This window comes from Mycolicibacterium holsaticum DSM 44478 = JCM 12374, assembly GCF_019645835.1.
Classification (GTDB): Bacteria; Actinomycetota; Actinomycetes; order Mycobacteriales; family Mycobacteriaceae; genus Mycobacterium; species Mycobacterium holsaticum.
Genome location: NZ_CP080998.1, coordinates 404,846 through 421,256 on the forward strand (window position 1 = coordinate 404,846; position 16,411 = coordinate 421,256).

A 16,411-nucleotide genomic window follows, 5' to 3' on the forward strand; every position below is an offset into this window, starting at 1 on the left:
ACTATCCGCCGGGTGGCATTGGCGAAAGGGAATCGCGTGACCGCGCTGCAAACCGTGATCGACGCCGTCGACAAGCGACTGTTCATCGACGGCAAATGGGTCGACGCCGCAGGGCGCGCCACCTTCGACGTCATCGACCCCGCCACCGGCGAGGTGCTCTGCGCGGTGGCCGACGCAAACCCCGCCGACGGCATGGCCGCGCTGCAGGCCGCGGTCGACGCCCAGGCGGAGTTCGCCGCGACGCCGCCGCGGGCGCGCGCCGACATGCTGATGGCCGCCTTCGAACTGCTGCATGCGGCCGTCGACGACCTCGCGCGGTTGATGACGCTGGAGATGGGCAAACCGCTGGCCGAGTCACGTGGTGAAATTGCTTACGCCGCAGAGTTTTTCCGGCACTTCGCCGAGGAGGCCACCCGCATCGACGGCGGCTATCAGACCGCCCCTGCCGGGGGTTCCCGGTTCCTGGTTGCCCGCCAGCCCGTCGGGCCGTGCCTGCTCGTCACCCCGTGGAACTTCCCGATGGCGATGGGCACCAGGAAGCTAGGACCCGCGATCGCCGCGGGCTGCACCAGCGTGATCAAACCCGCGCATCAGACGCCGCTGTCGATGCTGGCGCTGATGGGAATCCTCGAGGAGGCCGGCGTGCCGGCCGGTGCGGTCAACTGCGTGACGACGGCGCGCGCCGGTGCGGTCATGGAGCCGATGATCCGCTCCGGGCTGGCCCGCAAACTGTCGTTCACCGGGTCGACGCGGGTGGGCCGGGTGCTGCTCGAACAGTGTGCCCAGAAGGTGCTGCGGACCTCGCTGGAACTCGGCGGCAACGCCCCGTTTCTCGTGTTCGCCGACGCCGACCTCGACGAAGCCGTCGACGGCGCCATCGCGGCCAAGATGCGCAATATGGGCGAGGCCTGCACGGCGGCCAACCGGATCTACGTGCACGCGTCGGTCATCGACGAGTTCGGCCGGCGCCTGGCCGAACGCATGGCCGCGCTGACCGTGGGATGTGGCACCGACGACGGAGTGCAGGTCGGCCCGCTGATCGACGCGGCCGCGCTGCGCAAGGTGGCGGCCCTGGTCGACGACGCGGTCGGGCGCGGCGCGCGGGTGCTCACCGGCGGGTCGCCGACGGGCGGGGCCGGCTTCTTCTATCCGCCGACCGTGCTCACCCACGTCGCGCGCGACGCGAAGATGGCCGGTGAGGAGATCTTCGGCCCCGTCGCCCCGCTCACCCCGTTCGAAACCGAGCAGGAGGTGATCGCCGCCGCCAACGACACCGAATACGGTCTGGTGGCCTACGTGTTCACCAACGACCTGCGGCGCGCCCTGCGGGTCGCCGAGGCGCTGGAGACCGGGATGGTCGGGTTGAACCAGGGTGTGGTGTCCAACCCCGCAGCACCGTTCGGCGGCGTCAAGCAGTCCGGGCTCGGCCGCGAGGGCGGGGCCGTGGGGATCGACGAGTTCCTGGAGACCAAGTACATCGGTATCGCCCTGACGTAGCGACTACCGGGCCAGCCGCTCGATCAGGCGGTCGATCGCGTCCTCCATGTGCGCGATCAGCAGCTTGTCGGACAGCTGCACGTCGCCCGCCCGGATCGCGCTGGCCAGCGCCTGGTGCTCCATCACCCGGTCGGTGGGGTTGTCGTAGGTGTCGGCCAGCGCGTGCACACACATCCTCGTCTCGACGAGGTAGGTCTGGTGCATCCGCGACAACCGGGGGCTGTCGGCCAGCTCGACGAGCCGTTCGTGGAAACGGATATCGGCCTCGCTGCCCTCGTCGACGTCGGTGGCCTCGGCCATCTCCTCGACGATGGCCAGCAGCTCGTCACCGGCGGCGGCGTAGTCGCGCTGCAGGATCCGTCGGGTGGCGGCGCGTTCGATCGCCTCACGGGCCAGGTACATGTCGGAGGCCTCGTCGGGGGTCATGTCGATGACGAACACACCGCGGTTGCGGATCGCGATGAGCAGCCCCTCCTGGGTCAGGCGTTGCATGCCTTCGCGCAGCGGCCCGCGGCTGACGCCGAGCTTGCGGGCCAACTCCGCCTCGCCCAGCTGCGTGCCCGGCGCCAGCTCGCCATGCGCGATGGCCTGGCGCAGCTTGTCGGCGACGATGCTGGGCGTGGACTCCTGTTCGACGGGTGCGATGAACTCGGTCACTGCATCTCCTCCTGGAACAGCCGGCCCATCCCGGGAATCACCGGCGTCCGGCCGATCAGCTGCAGGCCCTTCCACACCGTGACCTGGTTGGCGGTCAGCACCGGCTTGCCGACGGCGGCCTCGAGGCGATCGATGATGCCCAGCGTGTGCATCGCGGTGTCGGGGACGAGCACGGCCTGCGCGTCGGGATGATCGGCCGCCGTGACCATGTCGACCACCCGCTGCGGCGCCAGGGTGCCGACCTCGGCGGCGGTGACGATGCCGTGGCTGCCCATCGCCACGACGTCGACGCCGTCGGCGGCCAGGAACCCCACAAAGTGCTCGGCGACGTCGTGCGGATACGACGCGGCGACAGCGACCCGCCGGATGTGCAGGTGACGCAGCACGTCGACGAACGCGATCGACGTCGACGACGCCGGAACACCCGCCGCCGCAGCGACTTTCGCGGCCTGATGGCGCGCGCCGTCAGGGCCGAACACGAAACTGCCCGACGTGCACGCCCACATCACCGCCTGCGGGTGCGAGGTGGCGAGTTGCCTGACCCCGTCAGCGAGGCGTTCGGTGCTGCCGAGGTCCAGCAGCGCATCGACCCGGTGGGCGTCCTCGCCGACGGAGGTGATGACCACCGGCAGGTGCACATCACCCGCCAGAGCCACCAGCGTTTCGAAGTCGTCTTCGGCGCTGTGCCCGGGATAGAGCAGTCCTACCGTCGCCATACGAGCCCCTCCGTCGATGGGCAGATTGTCGACAATGTTAACAACCGGCCTTGCTCGTTCTTTGCCCGCTGCTGCTTCGAGGCGGATTCGTTACGTCTCAATGAGGCGCTGGCCCGGGCCCACGGCTTTGCGGCCGGCCACGCGCAGCGCCGCCCACATCGTCACCTGGTTCGCGGTGACGACCGGTTTGTGCAGCTCGGCTTCCAACCTGGCGATCAGGTCGTAGGTGGGCAGGTTCGTGCAGCTGACGACGATGGCCTCGGCCTCGGGGACGTCGGTGCTGCGGACCAGCTCGGCGGTCTGCTCGTACGGCACCGCCCAGATGTGGGAGGTCAGCCCGAGCCCGGATGTCGAGACCACCTCCAGGCCGGCCTCCATCAGGTAGCTCGTCAGCCCGATGGTCAGATCCGCGGTGTAGGGGGTGACGGTGGCGACGCGGTGCACGCCCAGGTGCCGCAGCGCGGCGAGCATGGAACCGCTCGTCGTCACCGCGGCGGGCGCACCGGCGGCCTGCATCGCCGCGACCAGCGCGGCCTCGCCGGCCATCCCCTTGACGAAGCTGCCCGCCGTACACGCGTAGGCGGTCACCAGCGGCGCGACCGCCAGCACGTTGGCGGCACCGGCGACGACGTTGTCGGCGTCCGAGACGTGCACCGCCATGTCGACGGTCACCGGCAGCGGGGCGTACCGCAGCCGGGTCACGTAGAGGCTGACGTCGTCGGGCACCCAGCGCCACAATTCGCGGTCCAGGGCGAAGTCATAGGGCGTCACAACACCCACGCCGACCTGCTGCAATGGTGGGGGCGGCACCAGATCCCCGAGCGTCATTTCCACAGTGTGAGGCCAGATAGGCAAACCGGCAATAGATTGTTGACAATCATACGGCGTGTCCTTAGCCTTCGGGGCGTGCCGACCCCCCGCGAGAGCGACCCGACCGGTCTGCGGGTCGGCTCATCCGGGCAGGTCAGACCCGATCCGCCCGTGCTCGCGGTGTTGTGCGCCGATGAATCCGATCGCCCCCCGGGTCTGGGCGAGCTGCCCGTCGAGGTCCGGTTCTGCACCACCGCCGACCTCACCGAGGCCATCGAGGGGGCACGGGTCCTGCTGCTGTGGGACTACTTCTCCACCGCGGTGCGCCAGGTGTGGGCGCACGCGGGCACGCTGGAGTGGATTCACGTCACCGCCGCCGGCGTCGACACGCTGCTGTTTGACGAACTTCGCGACTCCGATGTCGTGGTCACCAACGCGCGCGGTGTCTTCGACCGTCCGATCGCCGAGTACGTGCTCGGCGCGGTCCTCGCGCACGCCAAGGACAGCCGCACCAGCTTCGCGCTGCAGCACGACCGGCGCTGGCGCCACCGGGAAACCCGCGGCATCGCCGGGACCCGTGCCCTCGTCGTCGGCACCGGCGCCATCGGCCGCGCGATCGCGCGGCTGTTGCGCGCGGCGGGTATGCAGGTGCGTGGCGCGGGCCGCGTCGCCGCCGCCGACGACCCCGACTTCGGCGACGTGGTGGCGAGCGCGAACCTGGCCGCCGACGTCGGCTGGTGCGATCACCTGGTGCTCGCGGCGCCGCTGACCGACTCGACGCGCGGGCTGGTCGACGCGGCGGTGCTGGCCGCGATGAAGCCCGACGCGCACCTGGTGAACATCGCCCGCGGCCCGATGGTGGTCGAGTCGGCCCTGCTCGACGCGCTGAGGCAGGGCGCGATCGGCGGCGCGACGCTCGACGTGTTCGACACCGAGCCGCTGCCACCCGACCATCCGCTGTGGGACGCCCCTCACCTGACCATCACCCCCCACATGTCCGGTGACGTGGCCGGCTGGCGCGACACGCTGGCCGAGCAGTTCGGGCAGAACCTGCGGCGCTGGCTGGCCGGCGAGCCGCTGGAAAACGTGGTGGACAAGAAACTCGGCTACGTGCCCTCCGGAGCCGGAAGGCCGGCGACATCAGGTTCAGGTGATGCGCGATGATCCCGACCGCTGTCGAGCTGGTGCAGGGATACCGCGCCAAGACGATCTCCCCGGTGGAGGCCACCCGAGAAGCGTTGTCCGCCATCGAATCTCACGATGACGCGGTGAATGCGTTCGTGCTGGTGGACGCCGAGGCGGCGATGGCTGCGGCCACGGCGTCGGAGGCGCGCTGGTATGCCGGAGAGCCCCTCGGCCCCGGCGACGGGGTGCCGACGTCGATCAAGGACGCGCTGTGGACGCGCGGCTGGCCGACCCTGCGCGGCAGCTGGCTCATCGACGGCGCCGGCCCGTGGGACGAGGACGCGCCGAGCGTCGCGCGGTTGCGCGAAACCGGTGCCGTGCTGCTCGGCAAGACGACGACGCCGGAGTACTCGTGGAAGGGCGTCACCGACTCACCGCGGTACGGGGCGACCGGCAACCCGTGGGATCCCACCAAGACCGCGGGCGGATCCAGCGGCGGCAGCGCGGCGGCCGTCGGGCTGGGCATGGGGGCGTGGTCGGTCGGCACCGATGCCGGCGGATCGGTGCGCATCCCGGCGGCGTTCACCGGGACGGTCGCGCTGAAGCCGACCTACGGGCTGATCCCGCACTATCCGCCGAGCCCGTTCGGCACCCTGGCCCACCCCGGCCCGATGACCAGGACCGTGGCCGACACCGCGGCGCTGATGGATGTGATCACCGGATTCGACCCGCGGGACTGGGCGGCGATGCCGACCCCGTCGTCGTCGTATCTGGACGGCCTTGACGACGGTGTCGCGGGTCTGCGCGTCGCGTTCTCCCTGAACCTTGGCTTCGTGCGCAACGACCCCGAGGTCGACGCCGCCGTCCGGGCGGCGGTGGCCGTGCTGGCCGACGCGGGCGCCCACGTCGAGCAGGTCGACCCCGGGTTCGCCGACCCGCTGGACGCCTTTCAGGTGTTGTGGTTCTCGGGCTCGGCCAAGGTGCTGTCGGCCTACGGCGAACTCGACGGCGCGTGGGCGGATCGGGTGGATCCTGGGCTGCGCCGCATCGCCGCGACCGGAGCGGGCTTTTCGGCGTCGGACTACCTGGACGCGACGGCGGTGCGCATGCACCTGGGCGAGCTGATGGGCCGGTTCCACCAGAGCTATGACGTGCTGGTCACACCGACTCTGCCGCTGCCCGCCTTCACCGCAGGCTGCGATGTGCCCGACGGTTGGCCGTCGCCGGACTGGGCCAGCTGGACGCCGTACACCTATCCGTTCAACATGACCCAGCAGCCCGCGCTCAGCGTGCCGTGCGGCTTCACCTCGGCCGGGCTACCGGTCGGGCTGCAGATCGTGGGACCCCGGCATGCCGATGCGAGGGTGCTGCGCGTCGGGCGCGCGTACGAGGCGGCCACCGACTGGCACCGGCGCACCCCGGAACTGATCGCACAAGGAGTTCGATGAGCAGGCTGATCACGGTGTCCCTGGACAAGCGCGGCGTCAGCTGTGTGGCCCGGCTGCTCGACGACGCCGCGCCGCGCACCTGCGCGGCGGTGTGGAACGCGCTGCCGGTCTGCGCGCAGGTGTACCACGGCAAGTACGCGCGCAACGAGATCTACACGCTGCTACCGGAGTTCGCGTCCGTCGACCCCGGCCGGGAGAACACCACGGTGACACCGATTCCCGGTGACCTGTGCTGGTTCTCGTTCGACTCGGACCAACTCGGCAACCCCGCCTACGGCTACGAGAACACCACCGGCACCGGGACCACCGGTGCGATCGTCGACCTCGCGTTGTTCTACGGGCGCAACAACTTACTGATCAACGGCGACCAGGGTTGGGTGCCCGGCAACGTGTTCGGCGCGGTGATCGACGGCCTCGACGAGATGGCCGCCGCCTGCCAGGACCTGTGGATGGGTGGGGTGCGCGGCGAGACGCTGAGCTTCGCCCGCGCTTGACTTCGCCGAGTGTGCGGTTTCATACGCGACGCGCCGTGCCCGGCGTATCAGACTGCACACTCGCGGCAGCAAAACCCGGTGAACGGACCGGCCTTCCGGAGAGGTAAAGTTCTCCCGTTGCCGTGACGGAACTCGGGTTCCGCCGATGGGCGCAGGACTGGAGGCGGCGGATAGGTGCTCCGACTGTTGGCAAGGGCATGGATGCCGCTGCTGCTGGTATGCGTGGTGATGATCGGCGCATACGCCGTGGTTCGCATCCGTGACACGGTCGCGACCGGGCAGGCGGCCACGGCCGCCGACACGAACTCCGGGCTGACCGAACCGTTCAATCCCAAGCACATCACGTACGAGGTGACCGGGCCCGCCGGCCACGTCGATCTCGACTACCTGGACGAAAACGGTCAGCCGCACCGCATCGACGCAGCCACCCTGCCGTGGTCGTTCACCATCGTGACGACGCTGCCCTCGATGTCGGCCAACATCGTCGCGCAGGGCGACTCCGACGTCGACAAACTGCGCTGCCGCGTCGTGGTCGACGGTCAGGTACGCGACGACCGCAGCAGCGACGAATTTCAGCCGTTCGTCTACTGCCTGGTGAAGTCCGTATGAGCACAACACGTTCCAAGCCGGGCCGCCCACTGGTCGCCCGGGTGGTGCGGACCATGGCGCTGCCGATCATCCTGTTTTGGGTGCTTCTCGCGGTCGTCCTCGGTGCGCTCACCCCGTCCCTGGACACCGTCGCCGACGCCCACTCGGTGTCGCTGGCCCCGCAGCGTTCACCCGCCTTCCAATCGATGATGAATATCGGAGCGGTGTTCAAGGAATTCGACTCGGACTCCACGGCGATGGTGGTGCTGGAAGGCCAGGACAAGCTCGGCGACAGCGCCCACGAGTACTACGACCAGATCGTGGCCAAGCTGAAGGCCGACGGCGCCCACGTCCAGTTCACCCAGGACTTCTGGAGTGACCCGCTGACGGCTGCGGGCTCACAGAGCCCGGACGGCAAGGCCGCCTACGTTCAGGTCTTTCTCGAAGGCGCGCAGGGCACGACGCCCAGCCACGAGTCGGTGGCCGCGGTGCGCGACATCGTCGCATCGGTGCAGGCGCCGCCGGGGGTGAAGGCCTACGTCGCGGGCAACACGGTGCTCAACGTCGACACCAGTATCGCCGGGCACAAGAGCATGGCGACGATGGCGCTGGTGTCCATCGTCGTCATCCTGCTGATGCTGCTGCTGGTGTATCGCTCGATCGTGACCACGGTGCTCGCACTGCTCATCGTGGGCATTGAACTCTTTGCCGCCCAAGGGGTCACCGCCACCGCAGGCAACCTCGACCTGATCGGTCTGACCCCCTACGCGGTGAGCATGGTCACGATGCTGTCCATCGCCGCAGGCACCGACTACGTCATCTTCCTGCTGGGGCGTTACCACGAGGCGCGGGCCACCGGCCTCAACCGGGAAGAGGCGTACTACACCGCATACCAAGGGGTTTCACACGTCATCCTCGGGTCTGGTCTCACCATCGCAGGTGCGTGTCTGTGCCTGACCATGACCACGCTGCCGTATTTCCAGACCATGGCGTTGCCGTGTGCGATAGCGCTCCTGGTCATCGTGTCCGCGGCGCTGACGCTGGCGCCCGCGATTCTGGTGACCGGCTCGCGGTTCGGCCTGTTCGATCCCAAGCGTGAACTGTCCACGCGCGGTTGGCGCAAAGTCGGCACGGCCGTGGTGCGCTGGCCCAAACCGATCATCACCGTCGCCGCCCTGATCGCCATCATCGGCTTCGTCAGCCTGCTGACCTACATCCCGCAGTACAACGACGACAAGTTCACCCCCGCCGACATGCCCGCCAACGTCTCGATGGCGGCGGCGCAACGGCACTTCTCCGAAGCCCGGATGAACCCCGAGTTGCTCATGCTCGAAGCCGACCACGACCTGCGCGACCCGGCCGACATGCTGGTCATCGACCGGGTGGCCAAGAGCGTCTTCCACTTACGCGGTATCGAGCGGGTACAGACCATCACCCGACCGCTCGGTGCCCCGATCGAGCACAGCTCCATCCCTTTCCAGATCGCGATGCAGAACTCCGGAACGCTGCAGACCGCCAAGGTGATGAACGACAACACCGCCCAGATGCTCGAGCAGGCCGACGAACTGGGCGCCACCATCGCCAACCTCGAGCGCATGTTCAACCTCATGCAACAGATCACCGCTACCACTCACGACATGGTCGGCCGGACCCACGACATGGTGGATACCACCAACCAATTACGCGACAGCATTGCCAATTTCGACGACTTCTTCCGCCCGCTTCGCAACTACTTCTACTGGGAACCGCACTGCTTCGACATTCCGATCTGCTGGTCTTTGAGGTCGATATTCGACTCCATCGACGGGATCGACCAACTGGCCGACAAACTGCAGGGCATCACCGGTGACCTCGACCAACTGGATCAGCTGATGCCGCAGATGCTGGCGACGATCCCGCCGACAATCGAGTCGATGAAGACGATGCGCAACTTCATGCTGTCCACGCACAGCACGATGGCGGGCATCCAGGCGCATTCTCAAGAGCTTGCGCAGGGCGCTACGGAGATGGGCCTGTACTTCGACCAGGCCAAGAACGACGACTCGTTCTATCTGCCGCCGGAAGTCTTCCAAAACCCGGACTTCGAGCGGGGACTCAAGATGTTCGTGTCACCGGATGGCAAGGCGGTCCGGATGATCATCACCCACCAGGGCGATCCCGCATCGGTGGAGGGCATCGATCACGTAGCAGGGATCAAGGACACCGTCGCCGACGCGGTCAAGGGCACCCCGCTGGAGAACGCGAAGGTGTCCTTGGCCGGCACCGCGTCGCTCTACAACGACATGCAGAACGGTGTCGTCGTCGATTTGACGATCGCCGTCATCGCCTCGATGATCCTGATCTTCGCGATCATGCTGCTGATCACCCGCAGCGTCGTCGCCGCATTGGTCATCGTCGGCACTGTCGCCGCATCCTTGGGCACCGCCTGCGGGCTGTCGGTCCTTCTGTGGCAGGACATCCTGGGTCTGGGTGTGCAGTGGATCGTGATGCCGCTGTCGGTGGTGATCTTGTTGGCCGTCGGTTCGGACTACAACCTGTTGGTGGTGTCTCGGCTCAAAGAGGAGATCCACGCCGGGCTGAATACCGGCATCATCCGCGGGATGGGCGCAACCGGGCGCGTGGTGACCGCCGCCGGATTGGTGTTCGCGTTCACGATGATGTCGATGATCGTCAGCGATCTACGGGTGATCGGCCAGCTGGGGATGACCATCGGGATCGGGCTGCTGATCGACACGCTGATCGTACGGTCGTTCATGACCCCGTCGATCGCCGCGGCGCTGGGCCGTTGGTTCTGGTGGCCGTTGAACACGTTCCAGATCATCGACCGCTATCGCCTGCACCGTCAGCAGCAGGTCGATACCGCACCCATCGCGCAGCCGGCGATCCCGTGAAAACCTAGACTCGTCGTCGTGGCAGCTTCAGAGTCGAAACTGCGCCAGCGCACCGAGGGGCGCTTGGACCGATCCCGTGATCCCGCGATCCTCGACGCGGCGTTGGCGGCGCTGACCGAGCACGGCTACGACGCCACGAACATGAACGACATCGCCGAGCGCGCCGGCGTCGGCAAGGCCGCGATCTACCGACGCTGGTCGTCGAAGGCGGCGTTGATCGCCGACGCCCTCGTCTACTGGCGGCCCGATCTCCTCGAAAACGATGCGCCCGACACCGGAAGCCTCAGCGGCGATTTGGACGCCGTCGTCGGACGCGTCAAGCGAAACGACGACTCGCTGGTGTCCACGGACCTGATCCTGCGAGTCGCGCTGGAGGCCGCGAAAGACCCTGAGCTGGCGGCGGCGCTCGACGATCTGATGTTGTTTCGGGGACGACGGGTCTTCTCGGCGATCCTGACTCAAGCGGCCAACCGCGGTGAGATCGCCCGCGACCGCGACTGGTCGTTCATTGCCGACATCACCACCGCCATGAGCCTGCTGCAGGTGGTGCGTGGGCAGCGTGTCGACGCGGCCTTCGTCCGCCAGGTGATCGACACCCTGGTGATGCCGGCGATCAACCACCTGGCGGTGCCAGAAGACGCTGACTAAAGCAGTTGAAGGCTTATCGGTTCCTCGCTCTGCCCGGGGTTGGGGTCGTTGCAGGTTCCGGGTTTCCACGTGTAGCGCAGAGTTCCCGTCAAACTCGCCGGATCAAACGAGTACGTCAGATCGGCCGGGCCGGTGCTGCCGTCACCGCACAACCGTCCGTTGAAGACGTCGTGGCGCTCGATGAGCCACGGGCCGTCCGTCTGCTTACTGATCTGAGCGATCAACCCGGTAGAGCTCGAAACCGTTCCGCCACAAAAATCTTCGGGGTTGCACTGGGTGGTGATCGCCCACGTGTTCATCGTCGCGCCGTTGATGAACCGGTACTCGCCGTCGAGTCGCCCATCGGCCCATGCCGGGCCGGCCAGTCCGGCGGCGGCGCCCATGAGCGCCACCGCGGCAACCGTCGCGCGTGTGATCACCATGAAGGCAGCATCACACGTCCGGGCCGCGGGCATCGCCGAGTTGCCGAAAAGTCCGTCGCTCAGCCCAGCCCCGGCACGATGTCACGCAGTTTGAACGAGACCGGCTGCTCGAGCTGCTCGTAAGTGCACGAGCGCGGGTCGCGGTCGGGCCGCCAGCGGTTGAACTGGGCGGTGTGCCGGAACCGCTGACCTTCCATGTGGTCGTAGCGGACTTCGACCACCCGCTCGGGGCGCAGCGGCACAAACGACAGGTCTTTGCCGGCGTTCCAGCGTGAGCCCTCGTTGCGGCGCGGGGTGCGGTCACCGCCCAGGTGCGCGGCCCAGTCCCAGGGATGTCCGTCGAATGTGGTGACCAGCGGCTGTAATTCGGTGAACAACTGCCGCCGGGTGGCCATCGGGAACGCGCCGATCACGCCGACAGAGGCCAGCGTGCCGTCGTCGTGGTACAGGCCGAGCAGCAGCGAGCCGATGGCGTCGGCACCCGACTTGTGTAGCCGGTATCCGGCGACGACGCAATCCGCGGTGCGCTCGTGCTTGATCTTGAACATCACGCGCTTGTCCGGCTGGTAAGTCAGCGTCAGCGGTTTGGCGATCACCCCGTCGAGGCCGGCACCCTCGAACTCGTCGAACCACCGGTGGGCGGTTGTCACGTCGGTGGTCGCCGGCGTCACGTGAAACGACGGGCCCGAGCGCGCGAGAGCTTCGACGAGTGCGGCGCGACGTTCGGTGAACGGACGCCCGGTGTAGTCGTCGTCGCCCAGGGCGAGCAGGTCGAACGCGATGAACGACGCCGGTGTCTGCTCGGCCAGCATGTTGACGCGGCTGGCCGCCGGGTGGATGCGCTGCTGCAGCGCCTCGAAGTCCAGACCGTGGTCGGTGGCGACGACGATCTCGCCGTCGACGATGCACCGATCTGGCAGTTCGGCATCGGCCGCGGCGACCAGTTCGGGAAAGTAGCGGGTCATCGGCCGCTCGTTGCGGCTGCCGAACTCGACCTCGTCGCCGTCGCGGAAGCAGATCGACCGGAAGCCATCCCATTTCGGCTCGTACGAGGCACCGGGTGGGATCGCGGCGACCGATTTGGCCAGCATCGGGCGCAGCGGCGGCATCACGGGCAGGTCCATCAGTTCATTGTGGCGTTACGCCCCGAGGCCGAACTTGTGCAGGCCGTTTCCGCCGCTTTGGCTGCCCAATCGCGCACTCGAGGCGGTCCGGTCGTCACATTTTCTCGCCGGGCAGCCGGCTGGCCTGCTGGAACCACGAGCGGAGTTGGTCTTGGTCGAGTTCGTCGTCCTCACGGATGTCGAGGTAACGCACCTCGTCGTGCTTGGAGGCCTTCGGCGGCACAGGATCCAGCGATGCACCCTTGAAGAACGCGATCTGCACGTAGTTGGTGTAGCAGCGAAACGACAGGAACCAGCCCTCATCGCGGCGTCCGTAGAACGGCTGATTCCATTTCACGGCCTTGTGTACGTCAGGGATCGCGCGGTCGATCAGCCCGTCGAGCCGTTCGCCCACGTCGCGTTTCCAGCCGGGCATGGCCGCGATGTAATCCTGCACGGGCCCGTTTCCCTCACCCTTGGGGATCTGCGGATTACCGCCGGACAACAGTTTGGGCTTCTTGTGTTCGGTCATCGGGCTGTCTCCCAGGTGAACCCGTCGGGATCGGTGAAGGTGCCGGCCGGACTGCTGACGACGATGCGGTGCGACCCTGTGCCGTCCGCGGACACTCCGGCGTTCTTGGCCAGCGCACGGCGACTCAGCAGCGCCAGGGTGATCGGACCAGTAGCGAACGAAACATACTTACGGCCAAAGCTTTTCGCCACCTGCAGTCCGCGTTCGACGTAGAAGCGCTTGCTGGCCGCGACGTCGTCGACGCCCAACTGGAGCACGAACTCCTCGATCTGATGGACCCGCTGATCGGCCTTGGGGTCGCGGTCCTTCCTCGACGACGACGCGACCGTCCAGATCGTTCCGTCGGGTCCGGTCACGCCGCCACCGTAGCCCCACAGCGATTTCTTGGGCGGCGTCAGTTCGCTCCCGCCTGCCTTCAGGGCTGCCTCGACGAACGCGTCGACGGTGGACGGCCGTGACACCACCAGTGACAGCGTGAACCCGCGAAACCCCGTCGTCGCTGCCTCACCGGGTCGCGCGCGCACCGGCAGTTCTGGACCGAAGGCGGCCGCGACGAACGCCTCGACGCCCGCCGGGTCGGGCGCTTCGAGAATGACAGTTTCGATGCCGGTCATGGCAATTGGTCCTTCCGGTGTGTCTCACAGTTCCTATTCAAAGTGAGAGTAGCACTCTCGATTTGAGAGGGATAGACTCAATCCGTGGCGAGCACCGGACGGCCTGGCCAGGCGAGAACCCGACTAGCGCGGGCCGCCGTCATCGGCGCGGCCCGCACGCTGTTCGCCGAACGGGGTTACGCGGCGACGACGATCGAGGCCATCAGCAGCGCTGCGGACGTGCCGCAGGCCACCGTGTACCGGCTCTTTTCGTCCAAGCGCGGCATCCTCAAGGCCATCCTCGACGTGTCGATCGCTGGCGACGACCAACCTGTTGCGTTGCCGCAACGCCCGCGGGTTCAAACACTGCTCGCCGATCCGGACCCGGAAAAGCAGGTGGCAGGCTTTGTGAAGATCGCATCGGAGGTGAACTCGCGCACCGCGGCGGTCTACCGCATCCTCGTCGGCGCGGCGAGTTCGGACAGCGATGCCGCCGCGCTGCTGGAGGAGCTCAATCGTCAACGCCGCGCCGGACAGGGGCACCTGGCGCGATCGCTGGCCCGGGCCGGCGCGTTGCGCCCGGGTCTTCGGGAGAGCGATGCCGCCGACAGCATTTATGCGCTGATGTCTCCGGAGGTCTACCGGCTACTCGTCATCGACAGGAACTGGTCGCCGAAGCGCTACGAGCGCTGGCTCAGCCAGTTGCTCGTCGAGGGACTCCTCGCGCGATGACATTGCTCGGCGTGGGCGGTCTACGTGAGTATGGAACCTGTGGACCTCCCCGTGCTGCCGCCGATCGAGCCGATGCTGGCCAAAGCGCAGGCCAAAGTTCCCGACGAGGCCGGGGTCTGGTCCTACGAACCCAAGTGGGACGGCTTCCGGGCGCTGGTCTTCCGCGACGGCGACGACGTGGTGCTGCTTTCGCGCAACGGCAAGGACCTCGGCCGCTACTTCCCGGAGCTGATCGAGGCGCTGCGCGACGAACTGGTGGATCGGTGCGTTCTTGACGGCGAGATCGTCGTGCCCCGCGAGATCGACGGCCGGACCCGGCTGGACTGGGAATCGCTGTCGCAGCGCGTGCATCCCGCGGTCAGCCGCATCACGATGCTCGCTGCGCAGACTCCGGCGCACTTCATCGGCTTTGACGCGCTGGCCACCGGCGACGCGTCGCTGATGAAGGAGCCGTTCCGGGTGCGCCGTGCGGCGCTCTCAGAAGCGGTGCACACCAAGCAGTGGTGCCACGTCACCGGCACCACCGAGGACCCGAAGCTCGGCGGGCGCTGGCTCGAGGAGTTCGAGGGCGCGGGCCTGGACGGTGTCATCGCCAAGCGGTTGGACGGCCCGTACCTGCCGGGTAAACGGGAGATGGTCAAGGTCAAGTACGCCCGCGACGCCGACTGCGTGGCGATGGGCTACCGGATCCACAAAAGCGGCGAGGGTATCGGATCGATCCTGCTGGGGCTGTACCGCGACGACGGCGAACTGCAGATGGTCGGTGGCGCAGCGTCTTTCACCGCCAAGGACAGGCTCAAACTGTTGGCCGACCTGGAACCTCTACGCGAAGGCGACGACCTGCGTGAAGGTGATCCGAGCCGGTGGAACTCCGCAGCCGATAAACGCTGGATTCCAGTACGGCCGGAGAAGGTGTGCGAGGTGGCCTATGACCAAATGGAGGGAAGCACCGAGGCGGGCAGGAGGTTTCGCCACGCCGTGAAGTTCCGCTGCTGGCGTCCAGACCGCGATCCGCGCAGTTGCACGTTCGATCAGCTCGACGTGCCGATCAACTACGACCTGTACGACGTCCTGGAGGCTTGACATGGCAACTGCGGCAGAGGAACTTGACGTCGACGGAGTGAAGGTCCGGCTGACCAGCCCCGACAAGACGTACTTCCCGAAGCTGGGCAAAAAGGGGACCAAACGCACGCTGGTCGACTACTACCTGGCCGTCGCCGGCGGTCCGATGCTGGCGGCGCTGAGGGACCGGCCGACGCACCTGCAGCGCTTCCCCGACGGCATCGACGGTGAGGAGATCTACCAGAAGCGGGTGCCGCAGAAACATCCCGACTATCTGCAGACGTGCGTCGTCACGTTCCCCTCCGGGCGCACCGCGGAGGCGTTGAAGATCACCCACCCGTCGGCGATCATCTGGGCCGCGCAGATGAGCACGATCACCCTGCACCCCTGGCAGGTACGGTGTCCGGACACCGAACACCCCGACGAACTGCGCGTCGACCTGGATCCGCAGCCGGGCACGGGTTTCGCCGAAGCCGCATCGGTGGCGGTGGACGTGCTCAAGCCGCTGCTCGACGAGCTCGGGATGGTCGGATATCCCAAGACGTCGGGCGGCCGGGGCGTGCACGTGTTCCTGCGGATCAAACCGGACTGGGACTTCATCGCGGTGCGGCGCGCGGGGATCGCGTTGGCCCGCGAGGTGGAGCGACGCGCACCAGACGCGGTTACGACGTCGTGGTGGAAAGAGGAGCGCGGTAAACGAATCTTCATCGATTACAACCAGAATGCCCGCGACCGCACCTTCGCGTCGGCGTACTCGGTGCGCAAGACGCCAATCGCGACGGTGTCCACCCCGCTGGCGTGGGAGGATCTGCGCGGCGCCGATCCCGACGATTACACGATGTCCACCGTGCCCAAGCTGGTGTCTGAACGCGACGACCCGTGGGCCGACATCGACAAGAAGGCGCAATCGCTCAAACCACTGCTGGAGATGGTCGAGGCCGACGAAGAACGCGGTCTCGGCGACCTGCCCTATCCGCCGAGCTATCCGAAAATGCCCGGCGAGCCCCCGCGGGTCCAGCCCAGCAAGAAAGTCGCGGCCCACTGGGACGAGCACGGCAACCCGATCAAGGGCGGCTAGACGCGACCTCACCGC

The 16,411-nt window shown here is 67.4% G+C and carries 17 protein-coding genes; 10 read left to right on the forward strand and 7 right to left on the reverse strand.

From position 1 onward, the window contains the following. The first annotated feature begins 36 nt into the window (after positions 1-36). Positions 37-1,497 carry an NAD-dependent succinate-semialdehyde dehydrogenase gene (locus K3U96_RS01960; protein ID WP_069403426.1) on the forward strand — a complete coding sequence of 487 codons (1,461 nt, stop codon included), beginning with the start codon at positions 37-39 and terminating at the stop codon, positions 1,495-1,497. A gap of 3 nt (positions 1,498-1,500) precedes the next feature. Here the strand turns inward: K3U96_RS01960 and K3U96_RS01965 are convergent, their stop codons facing one another. The 3 genes from K3U96_RS01965 to K3U96_RS01975 all read right to left on the reverse strand — a co-directional run bounded on the left by K3U96_RS01965 (position 1,501) and on the right by K3U96_RS01975 (position 3,698). Continuing rightward, positions 1,501-2,154 carry a GntR family transcriptional regulator gene (locus tag K3U96_RS01965; protein ID WP_220691891.1) on the reverse strand — a complete coding sequence of 218 codons (654 nt, stop codon included), beginning with the start codon at positions 2,152-2,154 and terminating at the stop codon, positions 1,501-1,503. After that, a complete protein-coding gene (locus K3U96_RS01970) occupies positions 2,151-2,870 on the reverse strand; it encodes a maleate cis-trans isomerase family protein (RefSeq protein ID WP_220691892.1) in 720 nt (239 codons plus the stop codon). Before K3U96_RS01970 ends, K3U96_RS01965 begins: the two co-directional genes overlap by 4 nt. Before the next feature lie 90 nt (positions 2,871-2,960). Continuing rightward, complete coding sequence (locus K3U96_RS01975) at positions 2,961-3,698, reverse strand: maleate cis-trans isomerase family protein (protein WP_205870931.1); 738 nt, start codon at positions 3,696-3,698, stop codon at positions 2,961-2,963. Between the two features lie 78 nt (positions 3,699-3,776). Between K3U96_RS01975 and K3U96_RS01980 the strand changes: the two genes are divergently transcribed. The 6 genes from K3U96_RS01980 to K3U96_RS02005 all read left to right on the forward strand — a co-directional run bounded on the left by K3U96_RS01980 (position 3,777) and on the right by K3U96_RS02005 (position 10,874). Further along, the gene (locus K3U96_RS01980; RefSeq protein WP_372514905.1) at positions 3,777-4,844 is read left to right on the forward strand and encodes a D-2-hydroxyacid dehydrogenase; all 1,068 of its coding nucleotides are present in this window, start codon (positions 3,777-3,779) and stop codon (positions 4,842-4,844) included. After that, a complete protein-coding gene (locus K3U96_RS01985; protein ID WP_220691893.1) occupies positions 4,841-6,253 on the forward strand; it encodes an amidase in 1,413 nt (470 codons plus the stop codon). Before K3U96_RS01980 ends, K3U96_RS01985 begins: the two co-directional genes overlap by 4 nt. Further along, positions 6,250-6,747: a DUF3830 family protein gene (locus K3U96_RS01990; protein ID WP_220691894.1), complete on the forward strand. Its 498-nt coding sequence runs from the start codon at positions 6,250-6,252 to the stop codon at positions 6,745-6,747. The genes K3U96_RS01985 and K3U96_RS01990 overlap by 4 nt, the downstream gene beginning before the upstream one ends. Positions 6,748-6,921: 174 nt before the next feature. Then, a complete protein-coding gene (locus K3U96_RS01995) occupies positions 6,922-7,356 on the forward strand; it encodes an MmpS family transport accessory protein (RefSeq protein WP_230982337.1) in 435 nt (144 codons plus the stop codon). Further along, positions 7,353-10,226 (forward strand): MMPL/RND family transporter, encoded by a 2,874-nt coding sequence (locus tag K3U96_RS02000; protein WP_220691895.1) that lies wholly within the window; start codon positions 7,353-7,355, stop codon positions 10,224-10,226. The genes K3U96_RS01995 and K3U96_RS02000 overlap by 4 nt, the downstream gene beginning before the upstream one ends. 18 nt (positions 10,227-10,244) lie before the next feature. Further along, positions 10,245-10,874 carry a TetR/AcrR family transcriptional regulator gene (locus K3U96_RS02005; protein WP_220691896.1) on the forward strand — a complete coding sequence of 210 codons (630 nt, stop codon included), beginning with the start codon at positions 10,245-10,247 and terminating at the stop codon, positions 10,872-10,874. Here the strand turns inward: K3U96_RS02005 and K3U96_RS02010 are convergent. The 4 genes from K3U96_RS02010 to K3U96_RS02025 all read right to left on the reverse strand — a co-directional run bounded on the left by K3U96_RS02010 (position 10,871) and on the right by K3U96_RS02025 (position 13,545). Next, positions 10,871-11,296 carry a hypothetical protein gene (locus K3U96_RS02010; RefSeq protein ID WP_220691897.1) on the reverse strand — a complete coding sequence of 142 codons (426 nt, stop codon included), beginning with the start codon at positions 11,294-11,296 and terminating at the stop codon, positions 10,871-10,873. The two genes, K3U96_RS02005 and K3U96_RS02010, sit on opposite strands and share 4 nt — an antisense overlap. A 59-nt stretch (positions 11,297-11,355) precedes the next feature. Next, positions 11,356-12,420: an ATP-dependent DNA ligase gene (locus K3U96_RS02015; RefSeq protein WP_220691898.1), complete on the reverse strand. Its 1,065-nt coding sequence runs from the start codon at positions 12,418-12,420 to the stop codon at positions 11,356-11,358. 94 nt (positions 12,421-12,514) lie between these two features. Beyond that, positions 12,515-12,931 carry a DUF1801 domain-containing protein gene (locus tag K3U96_RS02020; protein WP_069408121.1) on the reverse strand — a complete coding sequence of 139 codons (417 nt, stop codon included), beginning with the start codon at positions 12,929-12,931 and terminating at the stop codon, positions 12,515-12,517. After that, the gene (locus K3U96_RS02025; protein WP_220691899.1) at positions 12,928-13,545 is read right to left on the reverse strand and encodes a VOC family protein; all 618 of its coding nucleotides are present in this window, start codon (positions 13,543-13,545) and stop codon (positions 12,928-12,930) included. The genes K3U96_RS02020 and K3U96_RS02025 overlap by 4 nt, the downstream gene beginning before the upstream one ends. Positions 13,546-13,629: 84 nt before the next feature. Between K3U96_RS02025 and K3U96_RS02030 the strand changes: the two genes are divergently transcribed. From K3U96_RS02030 to K3U96_RS02040, 3 genes are read left to right on the forward strand one after another with little or no spacing between them, the layout of a single operon-like run. Further along, complete coding sequence (locus K3U96_RS02030; protein ID WP_220691900.1) at positions 13,630-14,256, forward strand: TetR/AcrR family transcriptional regulator; 627 nt, start codon at positions 13,630-13,632, stop codon at positions 14,254-14,256. 30 nt (positions 14,257-14,286) lie between these two features. Then, positions 14,287-15,339, forward strand: a complete 1,053-nt coding sequence (locus K3U96_RS02035; RefSeq protein ID WP_220693364.1) for an ATP-dependent DNA ligase — start codon at positions 14,287-14,289, stop codon at positions 15,337-15,339. A 1-nt stretch (position 15,340) separates the two neighbouring features. Next, entirely contained in the window at positions 15,341-16,396 is a 1,056-nt protein-coding gene (locus K3U96_RS02040; protein ID WP_220691901.1) for a DNA polymerase domain-containing protein, read from the forward strand. Positions 16,397-16,411 lie beyond the last annotated feature (15 nt).

What these genes read in the sequence shown, in the direction of transcription:
- K3U96_RS02010 (WP_220691897.1), bottom strand. Translation starts at nt 11,296, where the DNA reads ATGGTGATCACACGCGCGACGGTTGCCGCGGTGGCGCTCATGGGCGCC.
- K3U96_RS01970 (WP_220691892.1), bottom strand. Translation starts at nt 2,870, where the DNA reads ATGGCGACGGTAGGACTGCTCTATCCCGGGCACAGCGCCGAAGACGAC.
- K3U96_RS02040 (WP_220691901.1), top strand. Translation starts at nt 15,341, where the DNA reads ATGGCAACTGCGGCAGAGGAACTTGACGTCGACGGAGTGAAGGTCCGG.
- K3U96_RS02025 (WP_220691899.1), bottom strand. Translation starts at nt 13,545, where the DNA reads ATGACCGGCATCGAAACTGTCATTCTCGAAGCGCCCGACCCGGCGGGC.
- K3U96_RS01990 (WP_220691894.1), top strand. Translation starts at nt 6,250, where the DNA reads ATGAGCAGGCTGATCACGGTGTCCCTGGACAAGCGCGGCGTCAGCTGT.
- K3U96_RS02000 (WP_220691895.1), top strand. Translation starts at nt 7,353, where the DNA reads ATGAGCACAACACGTTCCAAGCCGGGCCGCCCACTGGTCGCCCGGGTG.
- K3U96_RS02015 (WP_220691898.1), bottom strand. Translation starts at nt 12,420, where the DNA reads ATGGACCTGCCCGTGATGCCGCCGCTGCGCCCGATGCTGGCCAAATCG.
- K3U96_RS02020 (WP_069408121.1), bottom strand. Translation starts at nt 12,931, where the DNA reads ATGACCGAACACAAGAAGCCCAAACTGTTGTCCGGCGGTAATCCGCAG.
- K3U96_RS01975 (WP_205870931.1), bottom strand. Translation starts at nt 3,698, where the DNA reads ATGACGCTCGGGGATCTGGTGCCGCCCCCACCATTGCAGCAGGTCGGC.
- K3U96_RS01985 (WP_220691893.1), top strand. Translation starts at nt 4,841, where the DNA reads ATGATCCCGACCGCTGTCGAGCTGGTGCAGGGATACCGCGCCAAGACG.
- K3U96_RS02035 (WP_220693364.1), top strand. Translation starts at nt 14,287, where the DNA reads ATGGAACCTGTGGACCTCCCCGTGCTGCCGCCGATCGAGCCGATGCTG.